20 protein-coding genes are annotated in these 25,935 nt (G+C 72.6%); 6 read left to right on the top strand and 14 right to left on the bottom strand.

Annotated features, from left to right (window positions below):
- Positions 1-68: 68 nt before the first annotated feature.
- The 14 genes from trxA to NVS89_RS07080 all read right to left on the bottom strand — a co-directional run bounded on the left by trxA (position 69) and on the right by NVS89_RS07080 (position 19,540).
- Positions 69-389: a thioredoxin gene (gene trxA / locus NVS89_RS07145; protein ID WP_258731909.1), complete on the bottom strand. Its 321-nt coding sequence runs from the start codon at positions 387-389 to the stop codon at positions 69-71.
- Positions 390-469: 80 nt separating this feature from the next.
- Positions 470-3,895, bottom strand: coding sequence for a double-strand break repair helicase AddA (addA, locus tag NVS89_RS07140; RefSeq protein ID WP_258731908.1), 3,426 nt, complete (start codon positions 3,893-3,895; stop codon positions 470-472).
- Positions 3,892-6,975: a double-strand break repair protein AddB gene (gene addB, locus NVS89_RS07135; protein ID WP_258731907.1), complete on the bottom strand. Its 3,084-nt coding sequence runs from the start codon at positions 6,973-6,975 to the stop codon at positions 3,892-3,894. Before addB ends, addA begins: the two co-directional genes overlap by 4 nt.
- Positions 6,976-7,026: 51 nt before the next feature.
- Positions 7,027-7,746, bottom strand: a complete 720-nt coding sequence (locus NVS89_RS07130; RefSeq protein WP_258731906.1) for a nucleotidyltransferase family protein — start codon at positions 7,744-7,746, stop codon at positions 7,027-7,029.
- Positions 7,743-9,452 carry a tRNA (adenosine(37)-N6)-threonylcarbamoyltransferase complex ATPase subunit type 1 TsaE gene (tsaE, locus tag NVS89_RS07125; RefSeq protein WP_258731905.1) on the bottom strand — a complete coding sequence of 570 codons (1,710 nt, stop codon included), beginning with the start codon at positions 9,450-9,452 and terminating at the stop codon, positions 7,743-7,745. Before tsaE ends, NVS89_RS07130 begins: the two co-directional genes overlap by 4 nt.
- A gap of 5 nt (positions 9,453-9,457) precedes the next feature.
- On the bottom strand, positions 9,458-12,022 hold the full coding sequence (locus NVS89_RS07120; RefSeq protein ID WP_258731904.1) for a sensor histidine kinase: 2,565 nt from the start codon (positions 12,020-12,022) through the stop codon (positions 9,458-9,460).
- A gap of 130 nt (positions 12,023-12,152) precedes the next feature.
- Positions 12,153-13,136 (bottom strand): cysteine synthase A, encoded by a 984-nt coding sequence (gene cysK, locus NVS89_RS07115; RefSeq protein ID WP_258731903.1) that lies wholly within the window; start codon positions 13,134-13,136, stop codon positions 12,153-12,155.
- Between the two features lie 125 nt (positions 13,137-13,261).
- Entirely contained in the window at positions 13,262-13,705 is a 444-nt protein-coding gene (locus NVS89_RS07110) for an RrF2 family transcriptional regulator (protein WP_258731902.1), read from the bottom strand.
- A 9-nt stretch (positions 13,706-13,714) separates the two neighbouring features.
- On the bottom strand, positions 13,715-14,188 hold the full coding sequence (gene dut / locus NVS89_RS07105) for a dUTP diphosphatase (RefSeq protein WP_258731901.1): 474 nt from the start codon (positions 14,186-14,188) through the stop codon (positions 13,715-13,717).
- The gene (gene coaBC / locus NVS89_RS07100; protein WP_258731900.1) at positions 14,185-15,414 is read right to left on the bottom strand and encodes a bifunctional phosphopantothenoylcysteine decarboxylase/phosphopantothenate--cysteine ligase CoaBC; all 1,230 of its coding nucleotides are present in this window, start codon (positions 15,412-15,414) and stop codon (positions 14,185-14,187) included. Before coaBC ends, dut begins: the two co-directional genes overlap by 4 nt.
- A gap of 51 nt (positions 15,415-15,465) precedes the next feature.
- Positions 15,466-17,034, bottom strand: coding sequence for a 2-polyprenylphenol 6-hydroxylase (gene ubiB / locus NVS89_RS07095; RefSeq protein ID WP_258731899.1), 1,569 nt, complete (start codon positions 17,032-17,034; stop codon positions 15,466-15,468).
- A gap of 4 nt (positions 17,035-17,038) precedes the next feature.
- On the bottom strand, positions 17,039-17,803 hold the full coding sequence (gene ubiE, locus NVS89_RS07090; RefSeq protein ID WP_258731898.1) for a bifunctional demethylmenaquinone methyltransferase/2-methoxy-6-polyprenyl-1,4-benzoquinol methylase UbiE: 765 nt from the start codon (positions 17,801-17,803) through the stop codon (positions 17,039-17,041).
- Between the two features lie 169 nt (positions 17,804-17,972).
- A complete protein-coding gene (locus tag NVS89_RS07085) occupies positions 17,973-18,875 on the bottom strand; it encodes a L,D-transpeptidase (protein WP_258731897.1) in 903 nt (300 codons plus the stop codon).
- 185 nt (positions 18,876-19,060) lie between these two features.
- Positions 19,061-19,540 carry a hypothetical protein gene (locus NVS89_RS07080; protein WP_258731896.1) on the bottom strand — a complete coding sequence of 160 codons (480 nt, stop codon included), beginning with the start codon at positions 19,538-19,540 and terminating at the stop codon, positions 19,061-19,063.
- A gap of 201 nt (positions 19,541-19,741) precedes the next feature.
- Here NVS89_RS07080 and NVS89_RS07075 point away from each other — a divergent pair, with 201 nt between their 5' ends.
- The 6 genes from NVS89_RS07075 (at position 19,742) to NVS89_RS07050 (ending at position 25,933) form a co-directional block, all read left to right on the top strand.
- Complete coding sequence (locus NVS89_RS07075; RefSeq protein WP_258731895.1) at positions 19,742-20,269, top strand: GNAT family N-acetyltransferase; 528 nt, start codon at positions 19,742-19,744, stop codon at positions 20,267-20,269.
- A 3-nt stretch (positions 20,270-20,272) separates the two neighbouring features.
- The gene (locus NVS89_RS07070; protein WP_258731894.1) at positions 20,273-21,166 is read left to right on the top strand and encodes a DMT family transporter; all 894 of its coding nucleotides are present in this window, start codon (positions 20,273-20,275) and stop codon (positions 21,164-21,166) included.
- 116 nt (positions 21,167-21,282) lie between these two features.
- Positions 21,283-22,503 carry an ABC transporter substrate-binding protein gene (locus tag NVS89_RS07065; RefSeq protein WP_374114533.1) on the top strand — a complete coding sequence of 407 codons (1,221 nt, stop codon included), beginning with the start codon at positions 21,283-21,285 and terminating at the stop codon, positions 22,501-22,503.
- Positions 22,504-22,545: 42 nt separating this feature from the next.
- Complete coding sequence (locus NVS89_RS07060; protein WP_258731893.1) at positions 22,546-24,459, top strand: ABC transporter permease; 1,914 nt, start codon at positions 22,546-22,548, stop codon at positions 24,457-24,459.
- On the top strand, positions 24,456-25,217 hold the full coding sequence (locus NVS89_RS07055) for an ABC transporter ATP-binding protein (protein WP_258731892.1): 762 nt from the start codon (positions 24,456-24,458) through the stop codon (positions 25,215-25,217). Before NVS89_RS07060 ends, NVS89_RS07055 begins: the two co-directional genes overlap by 4 nt.
- Positions 25,214-25,933: an ABC transporter ATP-binding protein gene (locus NVS89_RS07050; RefSeq protein WP_258731891.1), complete on the top strand. Its 720-nt coding sequence runs from the start codon at positions 25,214-25,216 to the stop codon at positions 25,931-25,933. The genes NVS89_RS07055 and NVS89_RS07050 overlap by 4 nt, the downstream gene beginning before the upstream one ends.
- Positions 25,934-25,935: the final 2 nt, after the last annotated feature.

Raw genomic sequence — 25,935 nt, 5'->3', positions numbered from 1 at the left:
AACCCCGGAGCGTTAGCTCCGGGGTTCCTCTAGGTCCGAACGTCCGACTGCTGAGCAGTCCTGCGTATTCAGATCGAGCTGCTGATCCACTGCAGCATCTTTGCCTTCGGCGCTGCACCAACCTGCCGCGAGGCAAGCTGGCCGTCCTTGAACAGGAGCAGCGTCGGGATCGACATGATGCCGTACTTGGAAGCCGTGGCGGGATTCTCGTCCACGTTGAGCTTCACGATCTTCAGCTTGTCGCCCAGCTCGCCGGCGACCTCGTCGAGCACCGGGGCGACCATGCGGCACGGGCCGCACCATTCCGCCCAGAAATCGACCAGTACCGGACCGGAGGACTTGATCACGTCGGACTCGAAGCTCTGGTCCGACACCTTTTCGACGCCCATGGCGACACCTCACATTCCTGAGAATTCAGCAGAAGTTGAGCAGAAGGTAGGAAGGCGGCCCCGGCCGCGTCAAGGCACCGTCACGCCGACGTGACGCTCTCCACCGCTCGTTCCAGCAGGGCGGCGTCCGGCCGGAGCACCAGCGGGGCGGCGGTATAGACCAGCAGGGCTGCGATCTCCTTGTCGGGAAAGAGCTTTCCGAGCAGACGCACATAGAGCCCGAGCTGGCGCAGCTGCGCTGGCGGGATCGCCGCCGGCTGCCGCGGCACCTGCCGGTCGGTCTTGAAATCGGCGATCACCACCCGCCCGCCGTCGAGGCGCAGGCGATCGATTCGCCCCGACACCGGCGTGCCGTCGTCGAGCGTTCCGACGAGCGGCACCTCCGCGCGCCCCTCGAGGGCGAACAGCGCCGCGAGCTCCGGCAGCGCGAGCACGCCGAGCGCCTCGCCGAGCAGCGCCTCGCGCTCGGCCTCCGTCATCGCCGACGCGGCCGCGAGGAAGCGCCGGCCGGCCTCCGCCCGCTGCGCCGGCGGTATCGGGCCGAGCGCGGCCAGCAGCCGGTGAATAAGCTCGCCCCGCCGCCGGCCCGCCTCCTCGCCCGCTCTCCCGCCCGTCTCCGACCCCGCGACCGGCAGCGCCGGCGCGGAGGGACGCAGAGGCTGCGTGCGCGGCGGGCCCGCCACCGGCCGCATCAGGGCGTCGGCGAGGCGGCGCTCGGCGTCGTCGGTCGCCAGCGCCGGTGCCGGGAGCGCGCCCGCGGCGGCCGGCTCGTCGGCGGCGCGCGGGCGCCAGTGCAGCACCGTGCCGTCGAAGCCGGTGGCGGCGCGCCCGACCGCTTCGGCCTCGAGGGCGCCGCGCACCAGCGCGTACCAGCAATCCTCCGGCCGGGATTTCAGCCCGTCCGCCCCGCACAGCACCAGCGCGCTCTCGGCCCGGGTGAGCGCGACATAGAGCAGGCGGCGATATTCGTCCTTCGTCGCCTCGTCGGCCCGCTGGCGGTGCTCGGCCATGGCGGGGGTGTCGAGCGTCTTGGCGCGCAGATGGAGCGCGAGCCGGCGCCCGTTCCGCTCGAAGCGCAGCAGGCCGGAAGGGCGCCGCGTCGAGGGGCCGCTGGTGGTGTCGGCGAGGATGACATAGGGCGCCTCCAGCCCCTTGGCGCCATGCACCGTCATCACCCGCACCTGGTCGCGCCCGTCCTCCATGTCGCGCTTGGCCTGCGCCTCGCCGCGCCGCAGGAAGGCGAGGAAACCGGGCAGCGAGGCGGGCTCGATGTTCTCATAGGCGCGCGCCAGCGCCAGCACCTCGTCGAGCGCGTCGGCCGCCTCCGGCCCGAGCCGCGCCAGCATGGCGGCGCGCCCGCGCTCGCGTCCGAGCACCCGGGCGAGGAAGTCGAAGGGGCGAAGGCGCATCGCCTCGGGGCGCAGCCGGTCGAGCCGCTCGACCGCCGCGCGCCATTTCGGCTTCTCGTCCGCGCGCGCCCGGAGCGCGTCCTCCAGCAGGCCGGTGCGGCCCGGCGCGAGCTCCATCAGGTCGTGATCGTCGAAGCCGAACAGCGGGCTCTTGAGCGCGCTTGCCAGCGCCAGCTCGTCCTCGCGCATGAGCAGCGCGTCGGCGAGCGCCATCAGGTCGAGCACGGCGATGTGCTCGGCCACCACCAGCCGGTCGGCGCCGGCGACCGCGACCCCGGCCCGCTTCAGCTCGCAGATGATCGCCTCGAACAGCCCGTCGCGCCGGCGCACCAGGATGAGGAAGTCGCCCGGGCGGGCGGGGCGCGTGCCCTCGCGGCCGGTCAGCGGGAAGCCCTGCCCGATCCGGGCCGCGATATGGGCGGCGATCTTCGCCGCCAGCCGTCCTTTCGGGTCGTCGGTCGGCGGGGCGTCGAGCGGACGCTGCCAGCCATCCTCGCCGGCGCGCGGCTCCGGCTGTTCGGTATCCCAGATCTCGACCAGCGCGGGCAGCGCGCCGCGGATCGGCTCGTGCACCGGGCGCACATTCTCGGCCGAGAGGCCGTGATGGACCTCCGGCGCGGTGAACACGGCGTCGACCGCGTCCAGTATGCCCGGCGCGGAGCGGAAGGAGTGGCGCAGCTTCACATGCTCGAAGCGCCCCGGCGCCGCCAGCCCCGCGAGCTCCCGGCGCACCTCGTCGAAGCGGCGCGGATCGGCGCCCTGGAAGGAGAAGATCGACTGCTTCTCGTCGCCGACCACGAACAGGCTGCGCGCCGGGTCGGGTGGCACGTCGCGCGCGCCGGCGCCGGCGAAGAACTCGGCCACCAGCGGGCGGATCACCTCCCACTGCTCGGGGCTGGTGTCCTGCGCCTCGTCGAGCAGCACGTGGTCGATGCCCTGGTCGAGCTTGTAGTGCACCCAGGCCGAGGCGCCCGAGCCGAGCAGGCGGCGCGCCGCGTCGATCAGGTCGGCGAAGTCGAGCACGCCGCGCGCCGCCTTGGCGCCGGTATAGCGCCGCGCCGCCTCGCGCCCGAGCAGCAGCGCGGCGCGGCTGCGCTCGAAGGCGCGCGCGGCGGCGAGCATCGCGCCGAGCGGGGCCAGCCGGTCGCGCTCGGCGAGGAGCTGGGGATAGCGCTCGCGGATCTCCGCCTTGCCGAACTGCATGTCGGCATAGGCGCTGCCATCCTCCTTCAGAAACACGCCGGCATAGGTGTCGGCGACGCTGTCCTCCGGCGCGCGGGCGGCGGCGAGCAGGGCATGGCCGCGCCGGGCACAGTTGCCGCCCTCGATCACCAGCGCCTCGCCGAGCCCGATCCAGGCGCCGCGGGCGATCGTCGCCTCGTCGACGATGCGCCGCTCGATCTCGCGCGAGGCGAGCGGGCGCTCGAGGCCGACGGCGGCGGCGAGGTCGGCCTCGCTCGCCTCCAGCGCGCCGGGATCGTCGACGAGGTCGGCGAGCATCTGGCCGATGCCCTCGTCCGAGGCCTCGCCGGCAATCAGCGCCAGCGCCTGCCCGAGCGCGCTTTCCGGCCGGCCGGCGGCTTCCAGCACCACCTCGGCCCGCACCCGGGCCAGCAGTTCCATGCGGGTCGCGTCCTCCAGCTCGCCGAAGCCGGCCGGCACTCCCGCCTCGAACGGGAAGGCGTGCAGCAGCGCGCCGCAGAAGGCGTGGATGGTCTGGATCTTGAGGCCGCCCGGCGTTTCCAGAGCCAGCGCGAACAGGCGGCGCGCGCGGGCGCGGCGCGCGGGGCCCGGGGCGCCGCCATCCGCCGCCATGATCGCCGCGTCGAGCGCGGCATCGTCGAGCGTCACCCAGCTTCGCAGCTCGCCGAGCACGCGGTTGGCCATGTTGGCCGCCGCCGCCTTGGTATAGGTGAGGCACAGGATGCGGCTGGGCGCGACGCCGCGCATCAGCAGCCGGATCACCCGCCGCGCCAGCACATGGGTCTTGCCCGAGCCGGCATTGGCCGACACCCAGGCCGAGATGGCGGGGTCCGAGGCGCGGGACTGCAGCTCGGTCGCCGCGCGCAGGGCAGCGCTGTCGGGAAGGGTGCTCACGCTTCGCCCTCCGGTCCGGTCGACCATTCGCGGATGCGCGCGAGGTGGTCGTAATCGCCATAGCGGCCGCGGAACATCGGGCTGTGCAGCGAGACATAGCCGCGTGAGGGGTTCTCGAAGGTCAGCACCAGTTTCTCGAGCTGCTCGCGCGCCTCCTTCGCCAGCTCGGCGGCGGTGGTCTCCTTCACAACGGCCGAGCCCTCCTTCAGCTCGCGCGTGCCCAGATGCACGTAGACCAGCGCCGCCGCCTCCTCGGCGGCGACGTCGCGGAACCCGCCCGCCGCCGCCATGGCGGCCTCCAGCGGGAGCTGGGGCGAGAGGCCGGACTTCACCTGCTTCGGGCTCGGCACGCCGCCGGTCTTGAAGTCGACGATGGCGAGGCCACCCGCGCGCAGCTCCTCGATGCGGTCGGCCTTGCCGGTGAGGCGGAACCGCCCGCCTGCCAGCACCATGGCGCCGCCGGTCTCGGCATGGACGCGCGCCAGCGTCGGTCGGCGCGTGCGCTCCCAGGCGATGTAGCGCCCGACGAGGCGCTCGAAGCGCGCCCACCACAGCGCATGCTCGGCCGGGAAGGTCTCGAGCGAGGCGAAGGCTTCCCGGCCGAAGGCGGCGAGCCGGGCCTCGGCATCGTCCGGCAGCTCGCGCGGGAAGGCGCGGGCGAAGCGGCCGAGCGCCTCGTGGATCGCGGTGCCGCGCTCGGCGGCGTTCGGCTCCTGGTCGAGCGGGTCGAGCGGGCGCAGCCTGAGCACGTGGCGCGCATAGATCGTGTAGGGATCGCGCAGCCACGCCTCGATCTCGGTGACGCTGAGCTGCGTCGGGCGCAGCTCGACCTTCGGCTGCGGCGCGGGGCGGGTGAGGCGCGGGGCGGGCGGATCGGCGTCGATCAGCTCTGCGAGACGGCGGAAACGGTCGCCGCGTGCCAGCGCCGCCTGCCAGCGCGCCGGCCCGCTGACGGCGGCGAGGCGCTGGAGAAAACGCGAGGGCACGGTCGGCGCGCCGCCGAGCTTGCGCGGGCGCGACAGCACCAGCTCGCGGGCGCCGCACCCCTGCGCGAAGTCGTGGGCGGAAAGGCCGATCCGGCGCTCGGGTGCCTCCAGCCCCAGCGCGGCGCGCATCGGCCGGCTCAGCCACGGGTCGGTCCGCACCGAGGCGGGCCAGGTCTCCTCGACCAGCCCGGCCAGAACGACGCGGTCGACCGCCACCAGGCGCGCCTCAAGCGGCCCGAGGATGCGCAGCCGCGCCTCGGGCTCGATCGGCGGGCGCACCGGGCGGTCGGCGAGCAGCAGCGGCAGGGCGGCGGCGTAATGGGCGAGCGTCATGGCGCCGGCCTCGGAAGCGGCCTCGCCCATTTCCGCGAACACCCGCGCGAGCTCGGCGCGGGCGATCTCCTCCGCCTCGTCGCCGGCCTCTTCCTCCGGTTCTTCCCCCGCGCGCCAGCTCGCCATGATGGCCTCGCCATGGGCGGCGGCGAGGTCGGCGAAGGGGTGCTCGCCTTTCGCCAGCGCCAGCAGCGGGGAGAGCGCCGCGGCGATGCGGGCGGCGAGGTCGGCGGCGCGGGCGCGGGTCGCCTCGTCGATGCTCGCGCGCGGGTCGCTGCGATAGTGGAGTGCCGGGTCGAAGGCGGCGACGGCGTCGACCAGCCCCTGCGCCCCGGGAGCGGGCCGCGGGCCACGCAGCACCATCAGCTCCAGCGCGTCCGCCGCCGCGCCGAGCGTCTCGCGCGCCAGCCCGAAGCGCGCGAGGCCGTGGCGCAGCAGCGCCACCAGCGGCACCGGCGCCAGCGCTTCGGCGCAGACATCGGCGACGAGGCGGGCGAACCGGCCGGGGGCGCTCTCGGACAGCGGCTCGCCGGCGGAATCGTCGATCCTCACGCCGAAGCGCAGCAACTCGGCGGCGACGCGGCGGGCGAGGTCGCGGTCCGGGGTGATGAGCGCGGCGGTGCCTTCGGGCGCGAGCAGCGTCTCGCGCAGCGCGACCGCGATCGACAGCGCCTCCTCGCGGGCGTCGTCCGCCTCGATCACGGCGACACCGGCCAGCGCGGCCTCGATCGCCTCGGCCGGCAGCCGCTCGCCGAGACTGGCCCAGGCATCGGTGGAATCGACCGGGCGCAGCGCCTCCGACAGCAGCGCCTCGCGCCCGTGCGGGGCGGGCGGCGCGAGGGCGACCACGGCCTCGCGCCCGACGCCCATCTGCTGGCGCATCAGCAGGGCGAGGCCGTATTGGGGATGGCTCGGCGCGGGCGAGGCCTCGTCGGTCAGCGAGGCCCAGGAGGCCTCGTCCAGCACCGGGTCGAGGCCGGGCAGCACAACGCAGCCCTGCGGCAGCCGCACCACCACGCCGAGCAGCCGCGCGGTGGCGGGCATGGAGCCGGTCGAGCCGGCGGCGATCACCGGGCCGTTCGCCTGCCCCGCCGCCAGACGCGCGGCCTCGGCGGCGATCAGCCGGTCGCGCCGGACCGCGCCGTCGACGCGGTTCAGCTCGGCGAGCCGGGCCGGCCAGAAGGCGCGGGCGATGGTGAGGAAGTCGAGCGCCATGTCCCAGTAGAGGTCGTGCTCTCCCGGCACCAGCCGGTCGAGCCGCTCCCACGGCACCTGCTGGGCCGCCATCTCGTCGATAAGGTGGGCGAGCGCGTCGGCGAGCGCGATCTCCGCGCCCGGCCCGCTCGCCACTGCCAGCCGGCCGTCGCCGGCGCGCAGCAGCGCCCGCCATCTGCCGATGAGATGGGCGAGCGCCAGCCGGCGGGTCATCGCCGGCACCGCGTCGGGCGGATCGACGAAGCTGTCGGCGAAGGCGAGCGCGTCCTCGTCCACGTCGCCGACCGGCACGATGCGCGGCAGCAGCGCGACGCCCGAGGGCGCGCGCTGGCGCAGGGCCTCGGCGAACAGCCGGCCGGCGCGGCGGGTTGGTAGGAACACGGTGGCGGAGGCGAGCGCGAACGGGTCGGCGCGCGGCGCGAAGCCCTCGATCAGCCGGCCGTCGAGCAGCGCGTCGGCCAGCGTGTCGAGGAACGGCACCGAGGCGGGAATGGTGAAGAGGCGCGGCTCCGCACGGCGCAGGTCGCCGCTCATATCAGCGTTCATGCCGGCGCGCCCGGAGGTCGCGCGCGGCAGGACCGGCCCGTGAGGCGCCGGTCAGTCCTTCGAGCGCTGTATCGTCGCCTCGGCTTCACTGATGGCATCGACAGTGCCGACATGCATCCATAGCCCTTCCATGCGCAGGCCGAACAGCCGCCCGGCCGCGGCGGCACGGGTGAACAGCCGGACCAGCGAGAACGCGCCCTCCGGTGCGCCCTCGAACAGGCGGGGCGAGAGCACGGCGGCGCCAGCATAGACGAAGGGAGCGATCTCGCGCTCGGCGCGCGGCTCCAGCCGTCCCTCGCTGGTCATGAGGAAATCGCCCCGCCCGTCATAGCCGATCGAGGAGGAGGTGGCGGCCAGCAGCAGCCGCGCATCCATCCGCTCCGGGTCGAAGCCGGCGGCGAGGTTCGACAGGTTCGGGCAGATCCCCTCAATCCATATGGTGTCGGCGTTGATCGAGAAGAAGGGGGCCTCGCCCAGCAGCGGCAGCGCCCGGCGGATGCCGCCGCCGGTCTCGAGCAGCTCGCCGCGCTCGTCGGAGAAGACGATGCGGGGCTGCGTGCGCCCCGCCAGATGGCGCTCCAGCATGTCGGCGTAATGGTGGAGATTGACCACCGCGGTCTCGACGCCCGCATCCGCGAGTCTGTCGAGCACGTGGTCGATCAGCGGCCGGCCGCTGACCTCGACCATCGGCTTGGGCATGCGGTCGGTCAGCGGACGCATGCGCGTGCCGAGGCCGGCCGCGAGTACCATGGCGGAGCGGATGGAGGTCATGAACGGGTCGGAGCGCTCGACGATTCGGAAGGGTGCCCGGCGGATATATCCGATTTTGCCGTCGCATTCGCCTCGGCCAATGCCGTTTCGTCGCCGCGGGGAGCGGCAGCCGGGACGCCCGCCGGTGGCGGCACCGGGCGCGGCCAGGCCGAGCCCTCCGGCGCGGGGACGTAGGAATCGTACCAGTCCTTCAGCGCGGCGAGGTCGGTGAAGGCGAGGTCGCGCTGGAGATAGCTCCAGATGCGCGGCAGGTGGCGGAGATAGCCGGGCTTGCCGTCGCGCCGGTCGAGCCGGGCGAAGATGCCGAGGATCTTGGTCGCGCGCTGCGCGGCCATCACCGCATAGGACGCCGCGAAGCCGCGCATGTCGAAGCCGGGGTCGCCATGGCGGCGCGCCTTCACGTAGCGCCCGAGCAGGGTGAGCTCCAGCTCCTCGGAGACGTCGACGCGCGCGTCCTGCGCCAGCGAGGCGAGGTCGTAGGCGGGCGGGCCCATCACCGCGTCCTGGAAGTCGAGCAGGCCGAGCCGGGCGAGGCCGTCGCGCTCGGGCAGCCACATCAGGTTCGGCGAATGGTAGTCGCGCAGCACCCAGACCGGGCGCTGCGCCACCGACGGCGCCAGGGCGGCGCTCCAGAGCCGCCGGAACTCGCCACGCGCGGCGTCCGAGGGCGGGCGCGTGCCGAGATGCGGCAGGTACCAGTCGAGCATCAGCTCGACCTCGATCAGCAGCGCCTCGATGTCGTAGGCCGGCAGGCGGTGCTCGATCTCCGGCGCCACGGTCAGCGTCGCCGGCAGGTCGAGCCCGTGCAGCGCCGCGAGCACGTCGGCGGCCAGCTCGTAGCGCTCGGTCAGCGGCGAGGGCGGCGTGCCGGCGACCACGCCCTCGTCGCCGAGGTCCTCGATGATGAGCAGCCCGGCATCGAGGTCGGCGGCGTAAAGGGCGGGTGCGGAAAATCCCCGCGCCTTCAGCGCCCGCGCCATGGCGACGAACGGCTTCACGTCCTCGGCGAGATGGGCGATGGCGCTGTAGGGCCGGCCGCCCCGCACCGGCGGTCCGTCTGGCCGGCGCGGCGCGTTCATCAGCACCGCGTCGCGCTTGCCGCCGGTCAGGCGCTCATAGCTGCGGGTGGAGGCATCGCCCTGCAGGTGGCGCCGCTGGGCCGGGCCGAAGCCCGACTGGTCGATCAGCGAGCGGATCGCCCGCATGCGCTGCAGCGCGCCGGCGAGCCGGCCATGGCCCAGCAGCCGCACCCGGCGCAGCGTCGGCGGCGCGTCCGGCACCAGCGCCATGCGCACCTCCAGCCGGTCCGGCACCTGCAGCGCCGCCCCGGCGCGCTCGGGCCACTCGACCAGCGCGATGGCGCCATCGGTCTGCTCGTCCCAGCCGAGCTCGTCGAGTTCGAGCGCGTCGCCCAGCCGGTAGAAATCGGCGTGTACCACCCGGTGGCGGGGCAGGTCATAGCCCTGCATCAGGGTGAAGGTCGGGCTCGGCACCTCGAGCTCGGGGTCCTCGGCCAGTTCGCGCAGCAGCGCCCGCGCCAGGGTGGACTTGCCTGCCCCGAGGTCGCCGCTCAGCAGCACCAGGTCGCCGGGCTGCAGCATGGCGGCGAGGTCCATGGCGAGGCGGCCGGTGGCCTTCTCGTCCGGAAGGACGACGTCCCAATGGGCGGTGGCCGGCTGTCCCTGATAGGTGCGGGGCTCGACCATCGTGACTACTCCGCCGCTGCCCGGCCCGCCCCGGCGGCCGGAAAGATGCAGGTGACGAGCGTTCCCCCGCCGGGCGCGGGGGCGATGGCGACGCTGCCGCCGTGCAGCGCCATCAGCGCGCGCACGATCGACAGGCCGAGGCCGACGCCGCGATGGCGCGAGCCGGCGGTGTGGCTCTCGAAGCGGTCGAATACGCGCTCGCCGATCTCGGGCGGGATGCCGGGGCCGAGGTCGCGCACGCGGAACATCACCTCGCCGTCGCGGCGCTCGGCCGAGAGCGTGACTGTGGAGCCTTCCGGCGCGAAGCCGACGGCGTTGGAGAGCAGGTTGTAGAGGATCTGGCGCACGCGCTTGGCATCGGCGCGGAAGGTGCCGGCGGCATTGCCGGGCTCGATGGCGAGCCTTAGCCCGCCCTCGGCGAGGCGGTCGCGCACGCCCTCGGCGGCCGCCTGCATGGCGGTGCGCACGTCGACGTCGCCGAGCTCCAGCGCCACCGTGCCGGCGTCGATGGTGGCGAGGTCGAGGATGTCGTTGATGATGGCGAGCAGCGCCGCGCTGGATTCGGTGATGTGCGTCACATAGGCCCGCTGCTTGGTGTTGAGCGGGCCGATGGCGACGTCGTCGAGAAGCTGGGCGAAGCCGATGATGGTGGTGAGCGGCGAGCGCAGCTCGTAGGAGACGTGGCTGACGAAGCTGCTCTTCAGGTGGTCGGCGGCGACCAGCGCCTCGTTGCGGTCCACCAGCGCGCGCTCGACATGGACGCTGTCGGTCACGTCGCGCAGCGTCACCAGCGTGCCGCCGTCCGGCAGCGGCTGGGTGGAGCCGTCGAACACGCTGCCGTCGGTGCGCTCCAGCCGGAACTCGGTCGGCACGCGTGCCTCGATGCCGGTGACGGCGGCGCGCAGGCGCGTCCACACCACGCTGTCGGCGGTGAGCGGGTCGCAGGCCTCGGCGACGAGGTCGATATGCGGCTGGCGCTTCAGCACGGCCGGCTCCAGCTTCCACATCCGCGCGAAGGCGGAATTGCTGAGCCCGAGCCGCCCGTCGCTGCCGAACACCGCGACCGCCTCGGCGAGCGCGTCCAGCGTCTCGCTCTGGATGCGGGTGAGCGAGTTGAAGCGGCTCTCCAGCGCCAGCCGCTCGGTGACCTCGTCGAACAGATAGGTCACGCCGCCTTCGGGATTGGGGGCGGTGACCACGCGCAGCGTGCGCCCGCCGGGCAGGTGCCACCAGTGCTCGCGCGGCTCCAGCGAGCGGTAGGCGGCGTGGAGCTCGTCGCGCCAGACGCGGAAATCGGCCTGCTCGGGCAGGCGCCGGGCGGCGCGCAGGCGATCGAGCGTGGCGGTGTCGGTCGGGCGCTCGTCGAGGAAGGCGGGGTCGAGCTCGAACAGGCTGGCATAGGCGGCGTTGTGGAACACCAGCCGCTGGTCGGCGCCGAAGATGGCGACCGCTGTGGCGAGCTGGTCGAGCGTGCGCCGGTGCGCGCCGATGACGTGGGCGAGCTCGACCCGCACCGCCTCGGCCTCGGTGGCGTCGAGTGCGATGCCGGCGGTGCCCTCAGTGGTGCTCACCTCCTGCACGTCGAGCACGCGGCGCGACCCGGCGACCACCACCGGCAGGCGGGCGGCGAAGGGCTTGCCCTCGGAGCGGGCCTGGGCGGCCTGGTCGCGGCCGGTCTTGTCGAGCAGGGCGAGGTCGCGCGCCACCGCGTCCGCTCCGTCGCGGGCCTCGACCGCATGGGCATAGGCGCGGTTGGCCCAGAGCAGCCGGCCGGCCGCGTCGCCGACCCAGGCCGGGACGGCCAGCGCGTCGAGCAGGGCACGCACGGCCGAGCTTTCCGCGTCGAGCGCGCGATAGCCCTCGTGCAGGCGGGCATAGTCGAGCCGCACACCGGTGATGTCGCGCAGCCGCAGGATCACCGCCGAGCCGACCGGGCGCCCGTCCGCCTCGACATGGCGGTCGTCCTGGGTGGCGAGGGTGGTGGCGAAGGGCGCGCCGCGCCGGCGCAGCAGGTCGATCGCGCTCTCGATCTCGCGCGCCGAGGAGGGCGCCAGCCAGGCGCCGAAGGCGAGGATGCGGCCGGGCGCGGCGACGCCGGTGAAGGCGGGCGTGTTGCCGATGATTTCCGGCTCCGCCGCCGGGTCGCGCCAGACCACGACGATCTGCGGCTCGGCGAGCAGCAGCGCGCGCGCCTCCTCGATCTGCGCCTCGAGCCGCGAGATCTCCCCGAAGGCGAAGGTCTCGCGCTCCAGCGCCTGGCGGCGGAAGCGCACATGGACGATGGCGGTGGTGGTGGCGAAGGCGATGAGGCCCAGAACCAGCGCGAGGCCGATCAGCACGTCCGGCCCGAGCGCGGCGAGCGGGGCGAACAGGGAGTGACCGGCCGATGGGGCGGTGGCGGTCTGTGCGGCCGCGCCCGAGAGGCCTGCCGCCCACAGCGTGGCGGCGCTCAGGGTCGAGGTAACGAGGGAAAGGGCGGATGCCGAGCGACGACGCCGGGTGCGGGGGCCGGACGTCCGGTTTCCTCCCGCCACCTCAATGGCTGCGCCGCTGCCGGCCGGCTGCGCCATCCGCGCCTGTCCCCCCTTGCCGACGTTTCGCCCCGGCCGGCCGCGCGCACGGCGCGGTCCGAATCACCCGAACTTTACCGGAGCGGGAGTCCCGCTAGAAGGGCACCGGCGTCGAAGAGCCGGCGAGGAGTCACAGACCTTCGAAAAGAGCGGTCGACAGGTACCGTTCGGCGAAGGAGGGGATGATGACGACGATCGTCTTGCCCTCGTTCTCCGGCCGGGCGCCGACCTCCAGCGCCGCCGCCAGCGCGGCCCCGGAGGAGATGCCCACCGGGATGCCGTCGAGCCGGGCGACGGCGCGGGCGGTTTCGAAGGCGGTCTGGTTGCCGACCGTCACCACCTCGTCGATCACCGAGCGGTCGAGCACGTCCGGCACGAAACCGGCGCCGATGCCCTGGATCTTGTGCGGGCCGGGCTGGCCGCCGGACAGGACCGGGCTGTCCTCCGGCTCGACCGCGACCATGGTGAGGCCCGGCTTGCGCGGCTTCAGCACCTGGCCGATGCCGGTGATGGTGCCGCCGGTGCCGATGCCGGAGACGACGATATCCACCGCGCCGTCGGTGTCGTTCCAGATCTCCTCCGCCGTGGTGCGGCGGTGGACGGCCGGGTTGGCCGGGTTGCGGAACTGCTGGGGAATGATGGCGTCGGGCAGCTCGGCGACCAGTTCCTCGGCCTTGGCGACCGCGCCGCGCATGCCCTGGGCGGCCGGGGTCAGCACCAGCTCGGCGCCGAGCAGGGCTAGCATCTTGCGCCGTTCCACCGACATCGATTCCGGCATCACCAGGATCAGCCGGTAGCCGCGGGCGGCGGCGACGAAGGCGAGCGCGATGCCGGTATTGCCCGAGGTCGGCTCGACCAGCACCGTACCGGGCTTGATGAGGCCAGCCTCCTCCAGCGCGTCGATCATGGACACGCCGATGCGGTCCTTGACGCTGGAGAGCGGGTTGAAGAATTCGAGCTTGGCGAGGATGCGGGCCTTGATCCCGCGCTCGGCGGGAAGCCGCTTCACCTCGACCAGCGGGGTGTCGCCGACGGTTTCGGTGATCGAGCTGTAGACGCGGCCCCGGCCGGGCTTCGCGGCAACGGGGGGCTGGTGCAGGGTGGCTTCGGCCATGGGTGCCTCCTCAGGGCTCGATGCCGAGGCGGCTCTGCGCCCCGGGCGCACGTCCGGCGCATCGAGATCGGCCCGGTGCTACCATATTCACGAAATAATGTCGAGGAACGACATAATATACAAAATTATATGGTGAAATCGATACCTTCGGGCAATCCCCGGCGCAGCGTGTTCTGCGCGGCGGCGCGGCACAGAGTCTCGATCGTGATCTCGTCGAGCGCGTTCTCGAAGGCGCGCTCCGCCTCCGCCACGGCGGGCTGCACGATGTCGATGACGATCGGCGGGAACGCGGCCATGGCCTCGCCCGCCTCGGCCTCGACCACCCGCACCACTTCGGCCACGGTGATGCGCCGGCGCTCGCGCGCGAGCTCATAGCCGCCGCGCGGGCCGCGCACGCCCTTCAGCACGCCCGCATGCACGAGCGACTGCAGCACCGGCTCGAGATGGCGCGGGGGAAGCTGGTGACGGGCCGCCAGCGCCTTCGCGGCCACCGGCGCGCCGCGCGCGTGAAGCGCGACGTCGACCACGGCGGCGATGGCGAGCAGGCTTTTGTCGGATAAGCGCGGCATGGCCTCTCGCTAACGTGATATTGTCCCGCCGTCGAGCCCCGTTGAACCGAATCCACCGCTGCCGCGTGTTGTTTCGGTTAATCCCCCGGCCTCGATGAGCTGAATGCGCGTCACCGGCGCCACCACCATCTGCGCGATGCGCTGGCCGCGCTCCAGGATCACCGGCGCCTCGCCGAGATTGACCAGCAGCACCTTCACCTCGCCGCGATAGTCGGAATCGACCGTGCCGGGCGCGTTGAGGACGGTGAGCCCCTGCTTCAGCGCGAGGCCCGAGCGCGGCCGGATCTGCGCCTCGTAGCCCTCCGGCAGCGCGAGGCACAGCCCGGTCGGCACGGCGGCGCGGGCGCGCGGGGCGAGCACCAGCGGCTCCTCTGCCGGCAGGGCGGCGAGAAGGTCGAGCCCGGCCGCGCCGTCGGTGGCGTAGGCGGGCAGCGGCAGGCCGGCGGCGTGGGGCAGGACGGTGACGGGAACGGGAACGCTCACGAGGCGGCCTCCATCGGCCCGAGCGCGGCGGCGACCCGCGCCACGAGCCGGCCGGCGACGTCGGCCTTGGAGGCGCGCGGCCAGTGCTCGACGCCCTCGGCGGTGATGAGGTGGACCGCGTTCTCATCGCCGCCCATCACCCCGCCCTCGATGCCGCTGCGGCGCGACACGTCATTGGCGACGATCCAGTCGCAGCCCTTGCGCGCGCGTTTCGCCTGCGCATAAGCGACCACGTCCTGCGTCTCCGCCGCGAAGCCGACGACGAGGCGCGGCCGGCGGTTCGACAGATGCGCCACCGTGGCGAGGATGTCGGGATTCTCGGCCAGCGCCAGCGCGGGGATCGCCTTGCCGTCCTTCTTCATCTTCTCGTCCGCCTCGCTCGCGGTGCGCCAGTCGGCCACCGCGGCGGCGAAGATGGCGGCGTCCGCCGGCAGCGCCGCCTCCACCGCCGCCAGCATCTCGCGCGCGGTCTCGACATGGCGCACCGCCACGCCCTGCGGGTCGGGCAGGTTCACCGGGCCGGAGACGAGCGTGACCTGCGCGCCCGCCCGCGCGGCGGCGGCGGCGATGGCGTGGCCCTGCTTGCCGGAGGACCGGTTGGCGATGTAGCGCACCGGGTCGATCGGCTCGTGGGTCGGGCCGGAGGTGATGAGCACGTGCCGCCCGGCGAGCGGGCCGGCGGGCGCGAGCGCCTGCTCGGCCGCGGCGACGATCTCGAGCGGCTCGGCCATGCGCCCGGCGCCCTCCTCGCCGCGCTCGGCCATGGCGCCGGCATTCGGCCCGACGAAGGCGATGCCATCGGCGACGAGCCGGGCGACGTTGCGCCGGGTGGCGGCATGGGCCCACATCAGCGGGTTCATCGCCGGGGCGACGAGCACCCTCTTGTCGCTGGCGAGCAGCACGGCGGAAGCGAGGTCGTCGGCGAGGCCGTGCACCATCTTCGCCATCAGGTCGGCGGTGGCCGGCGCGACGATGACGAGGTCCGCCTCGCGCGAGAGCCGGATATGGCCGACATCCTGCTCGTCCTCGCGGTCGAACAGCTCGGTGAACACCCGGTCATGGGCGAGCGCGCCGGCGGCAAGCGGGGTGACGAAGTGCTGCGCCGCCGCGGTCATGACCACGCGCACGCCCGCGCCGCGTTCCTTCAGCCGGCGGATCAGGTCGAGGCTCTTATAGGCGGCGATGCCGCCGCCGATGATGAGCAGGATGCGCTTGTCCGCGAGCATGGTCCTTCCATCTTCCGCGCCCTGGCAGCGTCGATGCCGCCGCCGGCGCCGTCACGTCAGCAGGTTGAACGCGAGCAGTACCACGATGACCCAGAGTGCGATGCTCATCCAGCGATTGCCGCGCCCCTCGGCGCGCCCGATCGCCTCCGTGGTTTCCGGCGCGAGGGTGAGCCCGTGCCGCGTCGCGGCATCGAGCTGGTCGGCGATGCGCTGGCCCTGGGCGATGAGGTCCGGCAGCGACTGCAGCGAGCGGCCGATCGCGCTGACGCCGTGGGCGACCTCCTCGATCCGCCCGACCGGGCCGAGATTGCGCTCGATCCAGTTCCGCACCACTGGCTCGGAGGTCTTCCACATGTCGAGCTGCGGGTCGAGCGAGCGGGCGACGCCCTCCACCACCACCATGGTCTTCTGCAGCAGCAGCAGTTCGGGCCGCGTCTTCATGTCGAACAGGGCGGTGACCTCGAACAGCAAGGTGAGAAGCTTCGCCATCGAGATCTGGTCGGCGCGGCGCGAATAGATCGGCTCGCCGATGGCGCGGATCGCCTGCGCGAAGTCCTCCACCGAATGATGCGCGGGCACGTAGCCGGCTTCGAAATGCACCTCGGCGGTGCGCTTCCAGTTGCGCGTGATGAAGCCGTAGAGGATCTCGGCGAGGAAGCGCCGCTCCTTCAGCCCGAGCCGGCCCATGATGCCGCAATCGACAGCGACCAGCCGGCCGTCGGCGTCGACGAACAGGTTGCCCGGGTGCATGTCGGCATGGAAGAAGCCGTCGCGCAGCGCGTGCCGCAGGAAGGACTGCATGACGATGCGCCCGATCGCCGGCAGGTCGTGGCCGGCGGCGCGCAGCCCCTCGAGGTCGTTCAGCTTGATGCCGTCGATCCACTCGGTGGTGAGCACCTCGCGGCCGGTGCGGTCCCAGTCCACCGAGGGCACGCGGAAATCGGGCTCGGCCTGCGTGTTCTGGGCGAGCTCCGAGAGCGCGGCCGCCTCCAGCCGGAGGTCCATCTCCATCGCCACCGAGCGGGCCAGCGTGTCGACGATGGCGACCAGCCGCAGCCTCTGGCCCTCGGGCGAGGCGCGCTCGCCGAGGCGGGCGGCGCGGTAGAAGGAGGAGAGGTCGATGCGGAAGCGGCGCTGCACGTCCGGGCGCAGCACCTTCACCGCCACCTTTCGCACCGTGCCGTCGGGATCGCTCACCTCGCCCTGGTGCACCTGGGCGATGGAGGCGGCCGCCAGCGGCGGGCCGAGCCGCTGATAGACGACGCTCGCCGGCTGGTCGAAATTGCGGACGATGGTCTGTTCCGCCACTTCCTGCGGGAAGGGCGGCATGCGGTCCTGCAGCGTCTCGAGGTCGCGCGCGAGCTGCGCGCCGACCACGTCCGGGCGCGTGGCGAGGAACTGGCCGAGCTTGACGTAGGACGGGCCGAGCCGGGAGATGGCGGCGCCGAGGCGCGCGGCGCTGGAGGCCGGCCCGCGCCGCTCGATCAGCTTCGCCACCGCGAACAGCGGCTCCGAGCCCGGCGGCAGCATGGCCGGATCGATGCGCGAGACGACGCCCTCCCGCGCGAGCACGAAGCCCGCCCGGGCAAGACGCAGGAAATCGCCGAGGGGTGTGGCCACGCCGCTAGATCCGCACGCCGGAATGCAGGGCGACGATACCCCCGGTCAGCGGCGTGTAGTCCACGCGCTTGAGCCCGGCGGCACGCATCATCTCCGCGAACGCCTCCGGCGGGGGAAAGCGGCGGATCGATTCGACGAGGTACTGGTAGGATTCGGCGTCGCCCGTCACCATCCGGCCCATGCCGGGGATGAGCTTGAACGAATAGGTGTCGTAGATCGCGTCGAGGACCGGCACGTCGACGCGCGAGAATTCCAGCACGAAGCAGCGCCCGCCCGGCTTCAGCACCCGGCGCATTTCGGCCAGCGCCTTGTCCATGCGCGGCACGTTGCGGATGCCGAAGGCGATGGAGGTGGCGTCGAAGGAGCGGTCGGGAAAGGGCAGTTCCTCGGCATTGGCCTCGACGAACTCGACGCGGTCGGCAAGGCCGAGCCCGGCGGCGCGCTCGCGCCCGACGGCGAGCATGCCGCCATTGATGTCGGCGACGGTGGCGCGGGTGCCGGCCCCGCCGGCCTCGACCGTGCGGAACGAGACGTCGCCGGTGCCGCCCGCCACGTCCAGCAGCGCGAACGGCCGGGCGCTCCTGGGCGGGCGGATGCGCGAGACCAGCAGGTCCTTCCAGACCCGGTGCAGGCCCATCGACATCAGGTCGTTCATGAGGTCGTAGCGGCGGGCGACCGAATGGAACACCTCGTCCACCATCCGCTGCTTCTCGCCCAGCGGCACCGTGCGGAAGCCGAAATGAGTGTCGGCGGCACTCGCAGCGTTCATGCCGGCGGCGTCCGCGCCCAGCGCGTTGCCACCTGCGGAGTCCGTGCCTGCCGCTTCCGTGCCCGCAGCCATCTGCCTCGTCGCTCCGCCGTTGAACCGAAAACGCGGCGGACCATAGCGGAGAGGGCGCGCGCATCCAAGCCGCGCCCCGCAGTGCCGCATGGGGGTGTCAGATGACGCGCACCAGCGTGCCGACCTGCACGCGGTTGTAGAGGTCGATCACGTCGTCATTGCGCATGCGGATGCAGCCCGAGGACACCGCCTGGCCGATCGTGCCGGGCTCGTTGGAGCCGTGGATACGGTAGAGCGTGTTGCCGAGATAGAGCGCGCGGGCGCCGAGCGGGTTGTCCGGCCCGCCGGGCATCATGTCCGGCAGGTCGGGACGCCGGGCGACCATTTCCGCCGGCGGGCGCCAGTCCGGCCATTCGCGCTTGCTGGAGATGCGCTGCGTGCCGCTCCAGGCGAAGCCCTCGCGGCCGACACCGATGCCGTAGCGCAGCGCCTTGCCGCCGGGCTCGATGAGGTAGAGGAAGCGCGCCCCGGTATCGACGATGATGGTGCCCGGCGGGTCGGCGCTGGAATAGCTCACCACATGGCGGTTGAACTTGGGATCGACGCCCTGCCCGCCGCTGACCTCGCGGCGCACCGGCAGCGCCGGGCCGTCCTCGTCGTAATAGTCATCGTCATAGTCGGGCGTGGCGGCCGCCATCTGCGGGGCCGTGCGGCGCGCGTCATAGCTCGATCCGCCGCCCGCGTTGGCCGCGCCCGGGACATTGCCGGGCGGCACGAAGCCGGACGTGGTGTTGCCCCGCGGGACGGTGCCGTAGACCCCGCCGCCCGAGCCGTAGGCCGAGCCCACGGCGAGCGTGCCGGCGCCATAGCCGGGGCCGCCATGGCCGCGGGGAGGCGCCCGGTAGACCTGCCCGGGCGGATAGACGCTCGGCGCGCCGGGCTGCCAGCCATGCGAGCCGCCGCGCGGGGAGCCGTTGCCGGAGAACAGCCGGTAGGAGGATTCGAAGCCGTACATGCCGCTCTGGGCCGCCGCCGGCGCGGCGAAGGCGAAGAGCGCCATCAGCGCTCCGCCGGCGATCCCGACCACTGCGGGGCACGGGAGCCCGATGTCAGTTCCTGCGCGGCGCGAATCACGCATGGCGGCGGCAACCTGATGTCGTTTCGTTGACCACAGTTTTCCCGAACCATGGTTAACGAAGGGTTATAAGCTACCGCCGCTCCGTGCCCGGGAGCCGGGGCGCCGCCTCACGGGCAGCGCACATAGACCATGGTGCCGTAGCGCCCGGCGACTTCCGGGTCGACCCATTTGAGTACCATCACATTGCTGTCGAAGCGCACCACCTCACGGTCGGTCTGCGCGCCCGGGGGCTCGTCCGGCAGGCCGATATAGGTCGGGCCGGGTGGGGTCTGCTTCGACACCACTTCCGAGGGCTGCGATTCGTCGGCGAGGTACATCATGAAGCCGCCGGAGGGGCCGGCATTGATGACGTAGGGCTGGCGGCAGCCTTCGCGGGCCTGCTTCTCGGTGCGCACCGCATCGTCCGGACGATGATAGGCGGCGAGCCCCCATTTGCCTTCCACCTGCTGCGGCGTGATCGGCGAGATGAATTGCGGCGTCGCCGGCGTGGCGACCGGCGGCGCCGTGGTGGACGGCGCGCAGGCGGCAGCCAGGGAAGCGGCCGCGCCAATCGCGGCGAGATGCAGGAAGCGGGAATGAGACTTCATCGAGCACTCCGGGACGGAAGGATGCCGCACGGACATTCGAGGGCCGGACGCGCGCCCGTCACTGGTGAGATTCGCACGCGCCCACAATGATTCAGCTTTACGCGAGATGAGGGGCCGAACATAGTCCGCGCACGCCACAACTTGGAATATTGACGACCCCGCGCCGGTTTTTTCGCGCCCTGCGGGGCGGAGAGTGCGCCCGTGAACGACCTGATCGTGCGGCCGGCCAGCGATGATGGCGACGGCGACGCCATCGCCGCGCTGATCGCCGAGGCCTTCGCCGAATATGAGGGCTGCGTCTTCGACCGGGCGGCGGAATTTCCCGAGCTCGACGCCATCGCCAGCCACTTCGCCGCCCGCGACGGCGCGATCTGGGTGGCGGAAGCAGCGGGCACGGTGCTTGGCTCGCTCGCCATCGCGCCGAGCCGCGATGAGGGCCTCGCCGACGGGGCGATGGAGATCACCAAGGTCTATGTGGCGCGGTCCGCCCGTCGTCGCGGCGTTGCACGCGCGCTCTATGCATGGGCGCGAGCGCTGGCCGAAGAGCGCGCCGCGCCGCTGATTCACCTGTGGACGGATACGCGCTTCGCCGACGCTCACCGTTTCTACGAGAGCTGCGGCTTCGTGCGCCTGCCCGGGGCGCGTGCGCTCGGGGACCTTTCCGCGACCTGGGAATACCCTTATAGCCTCGCCCTGACCTCCCGCTCCCCCGCTTCTCCCGAAGGCTAGGCCATGTCCCGCTCATCCGTCGCGCCGGCCCTGATGGCGGTGGCGGGCATCGGCCTGCTGTCGATCATGGACGGGCTGGTGAAATACGCCGCCGCCAGCCACGACGTGACGCAGGTCGCGGCGTTGCGCTACCTGGTGGGGGCGGTCGTGGCGTTCGCGGTGTTCCGCGCCTCGCGCACCGCCTGGCCGGACATGGCGACGCTGCGCCCGCACGCCTGGCGTTCGGTGATTGTCGCCACCACGGCGCTCGCCTTCTTCTACGCGCTCGCCGCGCTGCCGCTGGCGGTCGCGCTGGCGCTGTCCTTCACCTCGCCGATCTTCATCGCGCTGTTCGCCGCGGTCGTGCTGGGCGAGCGGCCGGGGCGCTCGATCTTCGTCGCGCTGGGGCTCGGCTTCGTCGGCGTGCTGGTGGTGCTGTCGGACCAACTCGGCCGGGGCGGGGCGGGCGGCAACCTGTTCGGCGTGGTGGCGGCGCTGATCGCCGCGGTCACCTATGCGATGGCCATGGTCACGCTGAAGACGAGGGCGGCGCGCGACCCGCTGCCCACCATCGTGCTGCTGCAGAACGTGTTCGCCGGCCTGCTGCTGGCTCCGGCCGGGCTGATCCACTGGACCCGGCCGGCCGGGCCGGAGCTTATCCTGTTCGCCGCCATCGGCTTGCTCGGCACGGCCGGGCACCTGTGCATGGCCTGGGCCTATGGCCGGGCCGACGCCAGCCGGCTCGGCGTGCTGGAATACACCGCCTTCGTGTGGGCCGCCGGCATCGGCCTCGCCGTCTTCGGCGAGGTGCCGGCGCCGAGCACGCTGCTGGGCGCGGCGCTCATCGTCGGCGGCGCGCTCATCGCCTCGCGCGGGCCGGCGCAGGTCGCCGAGCCCGAGGTGGAGATCGGGCCGTAATCTCTTGCCGCACCTCTTGCCGCCGATTTCGTGCCGCCGGCCGGCGTTCCGGGGTGGACGGGCCGGCGCCGCGCGATACCTTGGTGCGGTCTGAGCCCACCAGTCGGGGAAGAGCCATGCGCCATCCTTACCCTCTGCGCACCGTGTTCGCGGGGGTCGTGCTGATGCTGGCCGCGATGGGGGCCGCGCGGCCGTCCCAGGCGGCCGATCCGATCCGCATCGGCGAACTGAACAGCTACAAGTCCCAGCCGGCCTTCCTCGGCCCCTACCGCCAGGGCATGCAGCTCGCCGTCGACGAGATCAACGCCGCCGGCGGCATAGATGGCCGGCCGCTCGAGCTGATCTCGCGCGACGACGGCGGCAATCCGGGCGACGCGGTGCGGGTGGCGGAGGAGCTGGTCACGCGCGAGCGGGTGGACGTGCTCGCCGGCACCTTCCTCTCCCATGTCGGGCTCGCCGTGGCGGGCTATGCGGGCAAGCGCAAGGTGTTCTTCCTCGCCGCCGAGCCGCTGACCGACAAGATCACCTGGTCCGACGGCAACCGCTACACCTTCCGCCTGCGCGCCTCCACCTACATGCAGGTGGCGATGCTGATGCCGGAGGCGGTGGCCGCCAAGCGCAAGCGCTGGGCGCTGGTCTACCCGAACTACGAATACGGCCAGTCCGCCGCCGAGACCTTCAAGAAGCTGCTGAAGCAGGCCCAGCCCGACGTCGAATTCGTCGCCGAGCAGGCGACCCCGCTCGGCAAGCTCGATGCCGGGCCGGTGGTGCAGGCGATCGCCGACGCCAGGCCCGACGCCGTCTTCAACGTGCTGTTCGGCCCGGACCTCGCCCGCTTCGTGCGCGAGATCGACAATCGCGGTGCGCTGAAGGACGCGTTCGTGGTCAGCCTTCTGTCGGGCGAGCCGGAATATCTCGACCCGCTGAAGGGCGAGGCGCCCGCCGGCTGGGTGGTGACGGGCTATCCCTGGTACGCCATCGACATTCCCGCCCACAAGGCATTCCTCGACGCCTATCGCAAGGCCTATGACGACTATCCCCGCCTCGGCTCGGTGGTCGGCTACGCCACCATCAAGTCGCTGGCGGCCGGCATCGCCAAGGCCGGCAGTACCGATCCCGAGAAGCTGGTGGAGGCGTTCGAGGGGCTCGAGGTGGTCGGCCCGTTCGGGCCCTTCACCTACCGCGCCAGCGACCACCAGGCGACCATGGGCGCCTTCGTCGGGACGCTCGGGGTGAAGGATGGCGGTGGGGTGATGCTCGATCCGAAATATGTCGACGGGCTCTCGGTCCTGCCCTCCGACGCCGAGGTGAAGGCGCTGCGCCCCGCGTCCGACTGACGGGCGCGGGCCGCGGGCGCGCCGGGCGGCGGAAAGGCCGGAATGACGTTCGATTCCTCCCTGCTGCAGTCGCTGCTGTTCCAGTCGGTGAACGGATTCGCCTCCGCCTCCGGACTGTTCCTGGTGGCGGCGGGGCTGTCGATCATCTTCGGCGTCACCCGCATCGTGAACATGGCCCACGGCTCGTTCTACATGCTCGGGCTCTACGGCGCGGTCACGCTGGCGCCGCGGCTCGGCGCGGTGCTGGGGCCCGATCTCGGCTACTGGGCGGCGGTCGCCTGCGCCGCGCTCGGCGTGGCGGTGCTCGGCGCGCTGGTCGAGGTGGTGCTGCTGCGCCGGATCTACGGCGCGCCCGAGCTCTACCAGCTCCTCGCTACCTTCGCGCTGCTCCTGGTGATCAGCGACGCGGTGCTCTGGCTGTGGGGGCCCGAGGACATTCTCGGCCCGCGCGCGCCGGGGCTTTCCGGCGCCGTCGAACTGCTCGGCCGCAACCTGCCGCGCTACGACGTCTTCCTCGCCCTCGCCGGCCCGGCGGTGCTCGCCGGCCTGCACCTGCTGCTCGCCCGCAGCCGCTTCGGCCGGCTCATCAGGGCGGCGACGCAGGACCGCGAGATGGTCGCCGCGCTCGGCATCAACGAGGCGCTGCTGTTCACCGCCGTGTTCGCGCTGGGCGCGGGCATCGCCGGGCTCGGCGGCGCGCTGCAGATGGCGCGCGAGCCGGCCAATCTTGCCATCGACCTGTCGGTGCTGGGCGACGCCTTCGTCGTGGTGGTAGTCGGCGGCATGGGCTCCATCCGCGGCGCCTACGTCGCCGCCGTGCTGGTGGCGCAGGTGAAGGCGCTGTGCATCGCCCTTGGCACGGTGGAGATCGGCGCGCTCGCCTTCAACCTGTCGCGGCTGACCCTCGTCGCCGAGTTCCTGATCATGGCGCTGGTGCTGGTGGTGCGCCCGCACGGGCTGTTCGGCCGCCCGCAGGCAGCGATTCCCCATCGCGGCACGAGCGAGGCGCCGCTGCGCCCGCTCGGAAGGCCGGCCCGCCTCGCGCTGCTCGCCGGGCTGGCGCTGCTCGCCCTGCTGCCGCTGGCCGAAGGCACGTTCCCCTACGCCCCGGTGCTGGCGCTCGACATGCTGATCGCGGTGCTGTTCGCCGCCTCGCTGCACTTCATCATGGGGCCGGGCGGCATGGATTCCTTCGGCCACGCCGCCTATTTCGGGCTCGGCGCCTATGGCGCGGCGCTGGCGGCGACCGCCCTCGGCGCGCCGACGCCCGTGGCGCTGCTGGCGGGGATCGGCGTGGCGGCGGCCGGCGCGGTGCTGTTCGGCTGGTTCTGCGTGCGGCTCGAGGGCGTCTATCTCGCCATGCTCACCCTCGCCTTCGCGCAGATCGTCTGGTCGGTCGCGTTCCAGTGGGAGGAGGTGACCGGCGGTTCGAACGGGCTGTTCGGGGTGTGGCCGGACTGGCCGTTCGACAGCCGCGCCGGGCTCTACCTCGCCGCGCTGGTGCTGGTGGCGCTGGCGCTCTTGGCGATCCGGCGGATGGTGTTCGCCCCGTTCGGGCTCGCCCTGCGCGCCTGCCGCGATTCAAGCCTGCGGGCGGAGGCGTTGGGCATTCCGGTGGCGCGGGTGCGCTGGCTCGCCTTCGCCCTCGCCGGCACGATGTGCGGCGCCGCCGGCGGCCTCTATGCGTTCGCCAAGGGCTCGATCTCGCCGGAGGCGATCTCGGTGAGCCGCTCGATCGACGGGCTGGTGATGGTGCTGCTCGGCGGCGTCGAAAGCCTCGCCGGGCCGGTGCTCGGCGCCACCACGCTGACCTTCCTGAAGGACAATGTGATGCGCGAGACCGACTATTGGCGAGCCCTGCTCGGAGCGCTCATCCTCGCCGTGGTGCTCGTCGCGCCGGGCGGCATCGCCGGCGCGCTGCGCCGCCTGCGGTTCCGCGCGGGGCGCGCGCCATGAGCGTCCTCGAGGTGGAGGGGCTCGCCAAGGCCTATGGCGGCGTGCAGGCGCTGGGCGGGGTGAGCTTCACGGTCGGCGCGGGCGAATTGCTGGCGCTGATCGGCCCCAATGGCGCGGGCAAGTCGACCTGCTTCAACATCGTCGACGGCCAGATCCGGCCGGATCGCGGCACGGTCCGCCTCGCCGGACGCGAGGTGACCGGCCTGCCGCCGCGGCGCATGGCCCGGCTCGGCGTCGGCCGCACCTTCCAGATCGCGGCGGTGTTCGATTCGCTCACCGTGCTCGAGAACGTGCAGGCGGCGCTGATCGCCGCGCGCCGGCAGACCTTCGCGCTGTGGCGTCCGGCGGCCACGATCGCGCGCGAGGAGGCGCAGCATCTGCTCGAGCAGACCGGCATGGCGGACCATGCCGGACGCCCCGCCTCCGAGCTCGCCTATGGCGACGTGAAGCGGCTGGAGCTCGCCATGGCGATCGCCTCCGAGCCGCTTCTGCTGCTGATGGACGAGCCGACCGCCGGCATGGCGCCGGCCGAGCGGCTGGCGCTGATCGAGCTGGTCAAGCGCCTGACGCGCTCGCGCGGGCTCGCCGTGCTGTTCACCGAGCATTCGATGGATGTCGTGTTCGGCCATGCCGACCGGGTGGTCGTGCTGGCGGGTGGCCAGATCGTCGCCAGCGGCGATGTCGACGCGATCCGCGCCGACCCGCAGGTGCGCGCCCTCTATCTCGGCACCGGACGGGCGGCGGGAGGGCGGGCATGAGCGCGCCGATGCTCGAGGTCGAGGGGCTCGACGCCTGGTACGGCGCGGCGAGGATCCTGTTCGACCTGTCCTTCGAGGTGCGGCGCGGCGAGGCGGTGGCGCTGATCGGCCCGAACGGGGCCGGCAAGTCGACCACGCTGAAGGCGCTGATGGGGCTGGTGCGCCGGCGCGCGCGGCGGCTGGTGTTCGACGGCGTGGACATCGCCGACCTGCCCACCTACCGCATCGCCCGGCTCGGCATCGGCTACGTGCCCGAGGACCGGCGGATCTTCACCGACCTGACCGTCGCCGAGAATCTCGACATCGCCGCCCGCCCCGGCGCCGCGGGCGGGCACGGCCCGGCCTGGAGTCGGGAGGCGCTGTTCGACCTCTTTCCCAACCTCGCGCGGATGCAGGACCGCCGCGGCGGCGCCATGTCCGGCGGCGAGCAGCAGATGCTGTCGCTGGCGCGGGCCCTGGTTTCGGCGCCACAACTCCTGGTTCTCGACGAGCCCTCGGAAGGAGTCGCGCCAATCATTGTTGAACAGATGATTGATACCATCGGCGCTCTGAAGGCGAGCGGACTGTCGATCCTGCTTTCGGAACAGAATTACGCCGTATGCAATTCGATTTGCGATCGTGCTTACGTGATCGGGCAGGGCGAATTGCGCTGGAGCGGCCCGATGGCGAGCCTTGACGAGGCTCGAAATCACGATTCAGCGTCGCCGTTGGATTGAAA

It is taken from the genome of Ancylobacter mangrovi, assembly GCF_024752355.1.
In the GTDB taxonomy this organism is placed as follows: Bacteria; Pseudomonadota; Alphaproteobacteria; order Rhizobiales; family Xanthobacteraceae; genus Ancylobacter; species Ancylobacter mangrovi.
Note: the sequence above shows the minus strand (reverse complement) of the source record. Positions and strands in the feature narration are given on the sequence as shown.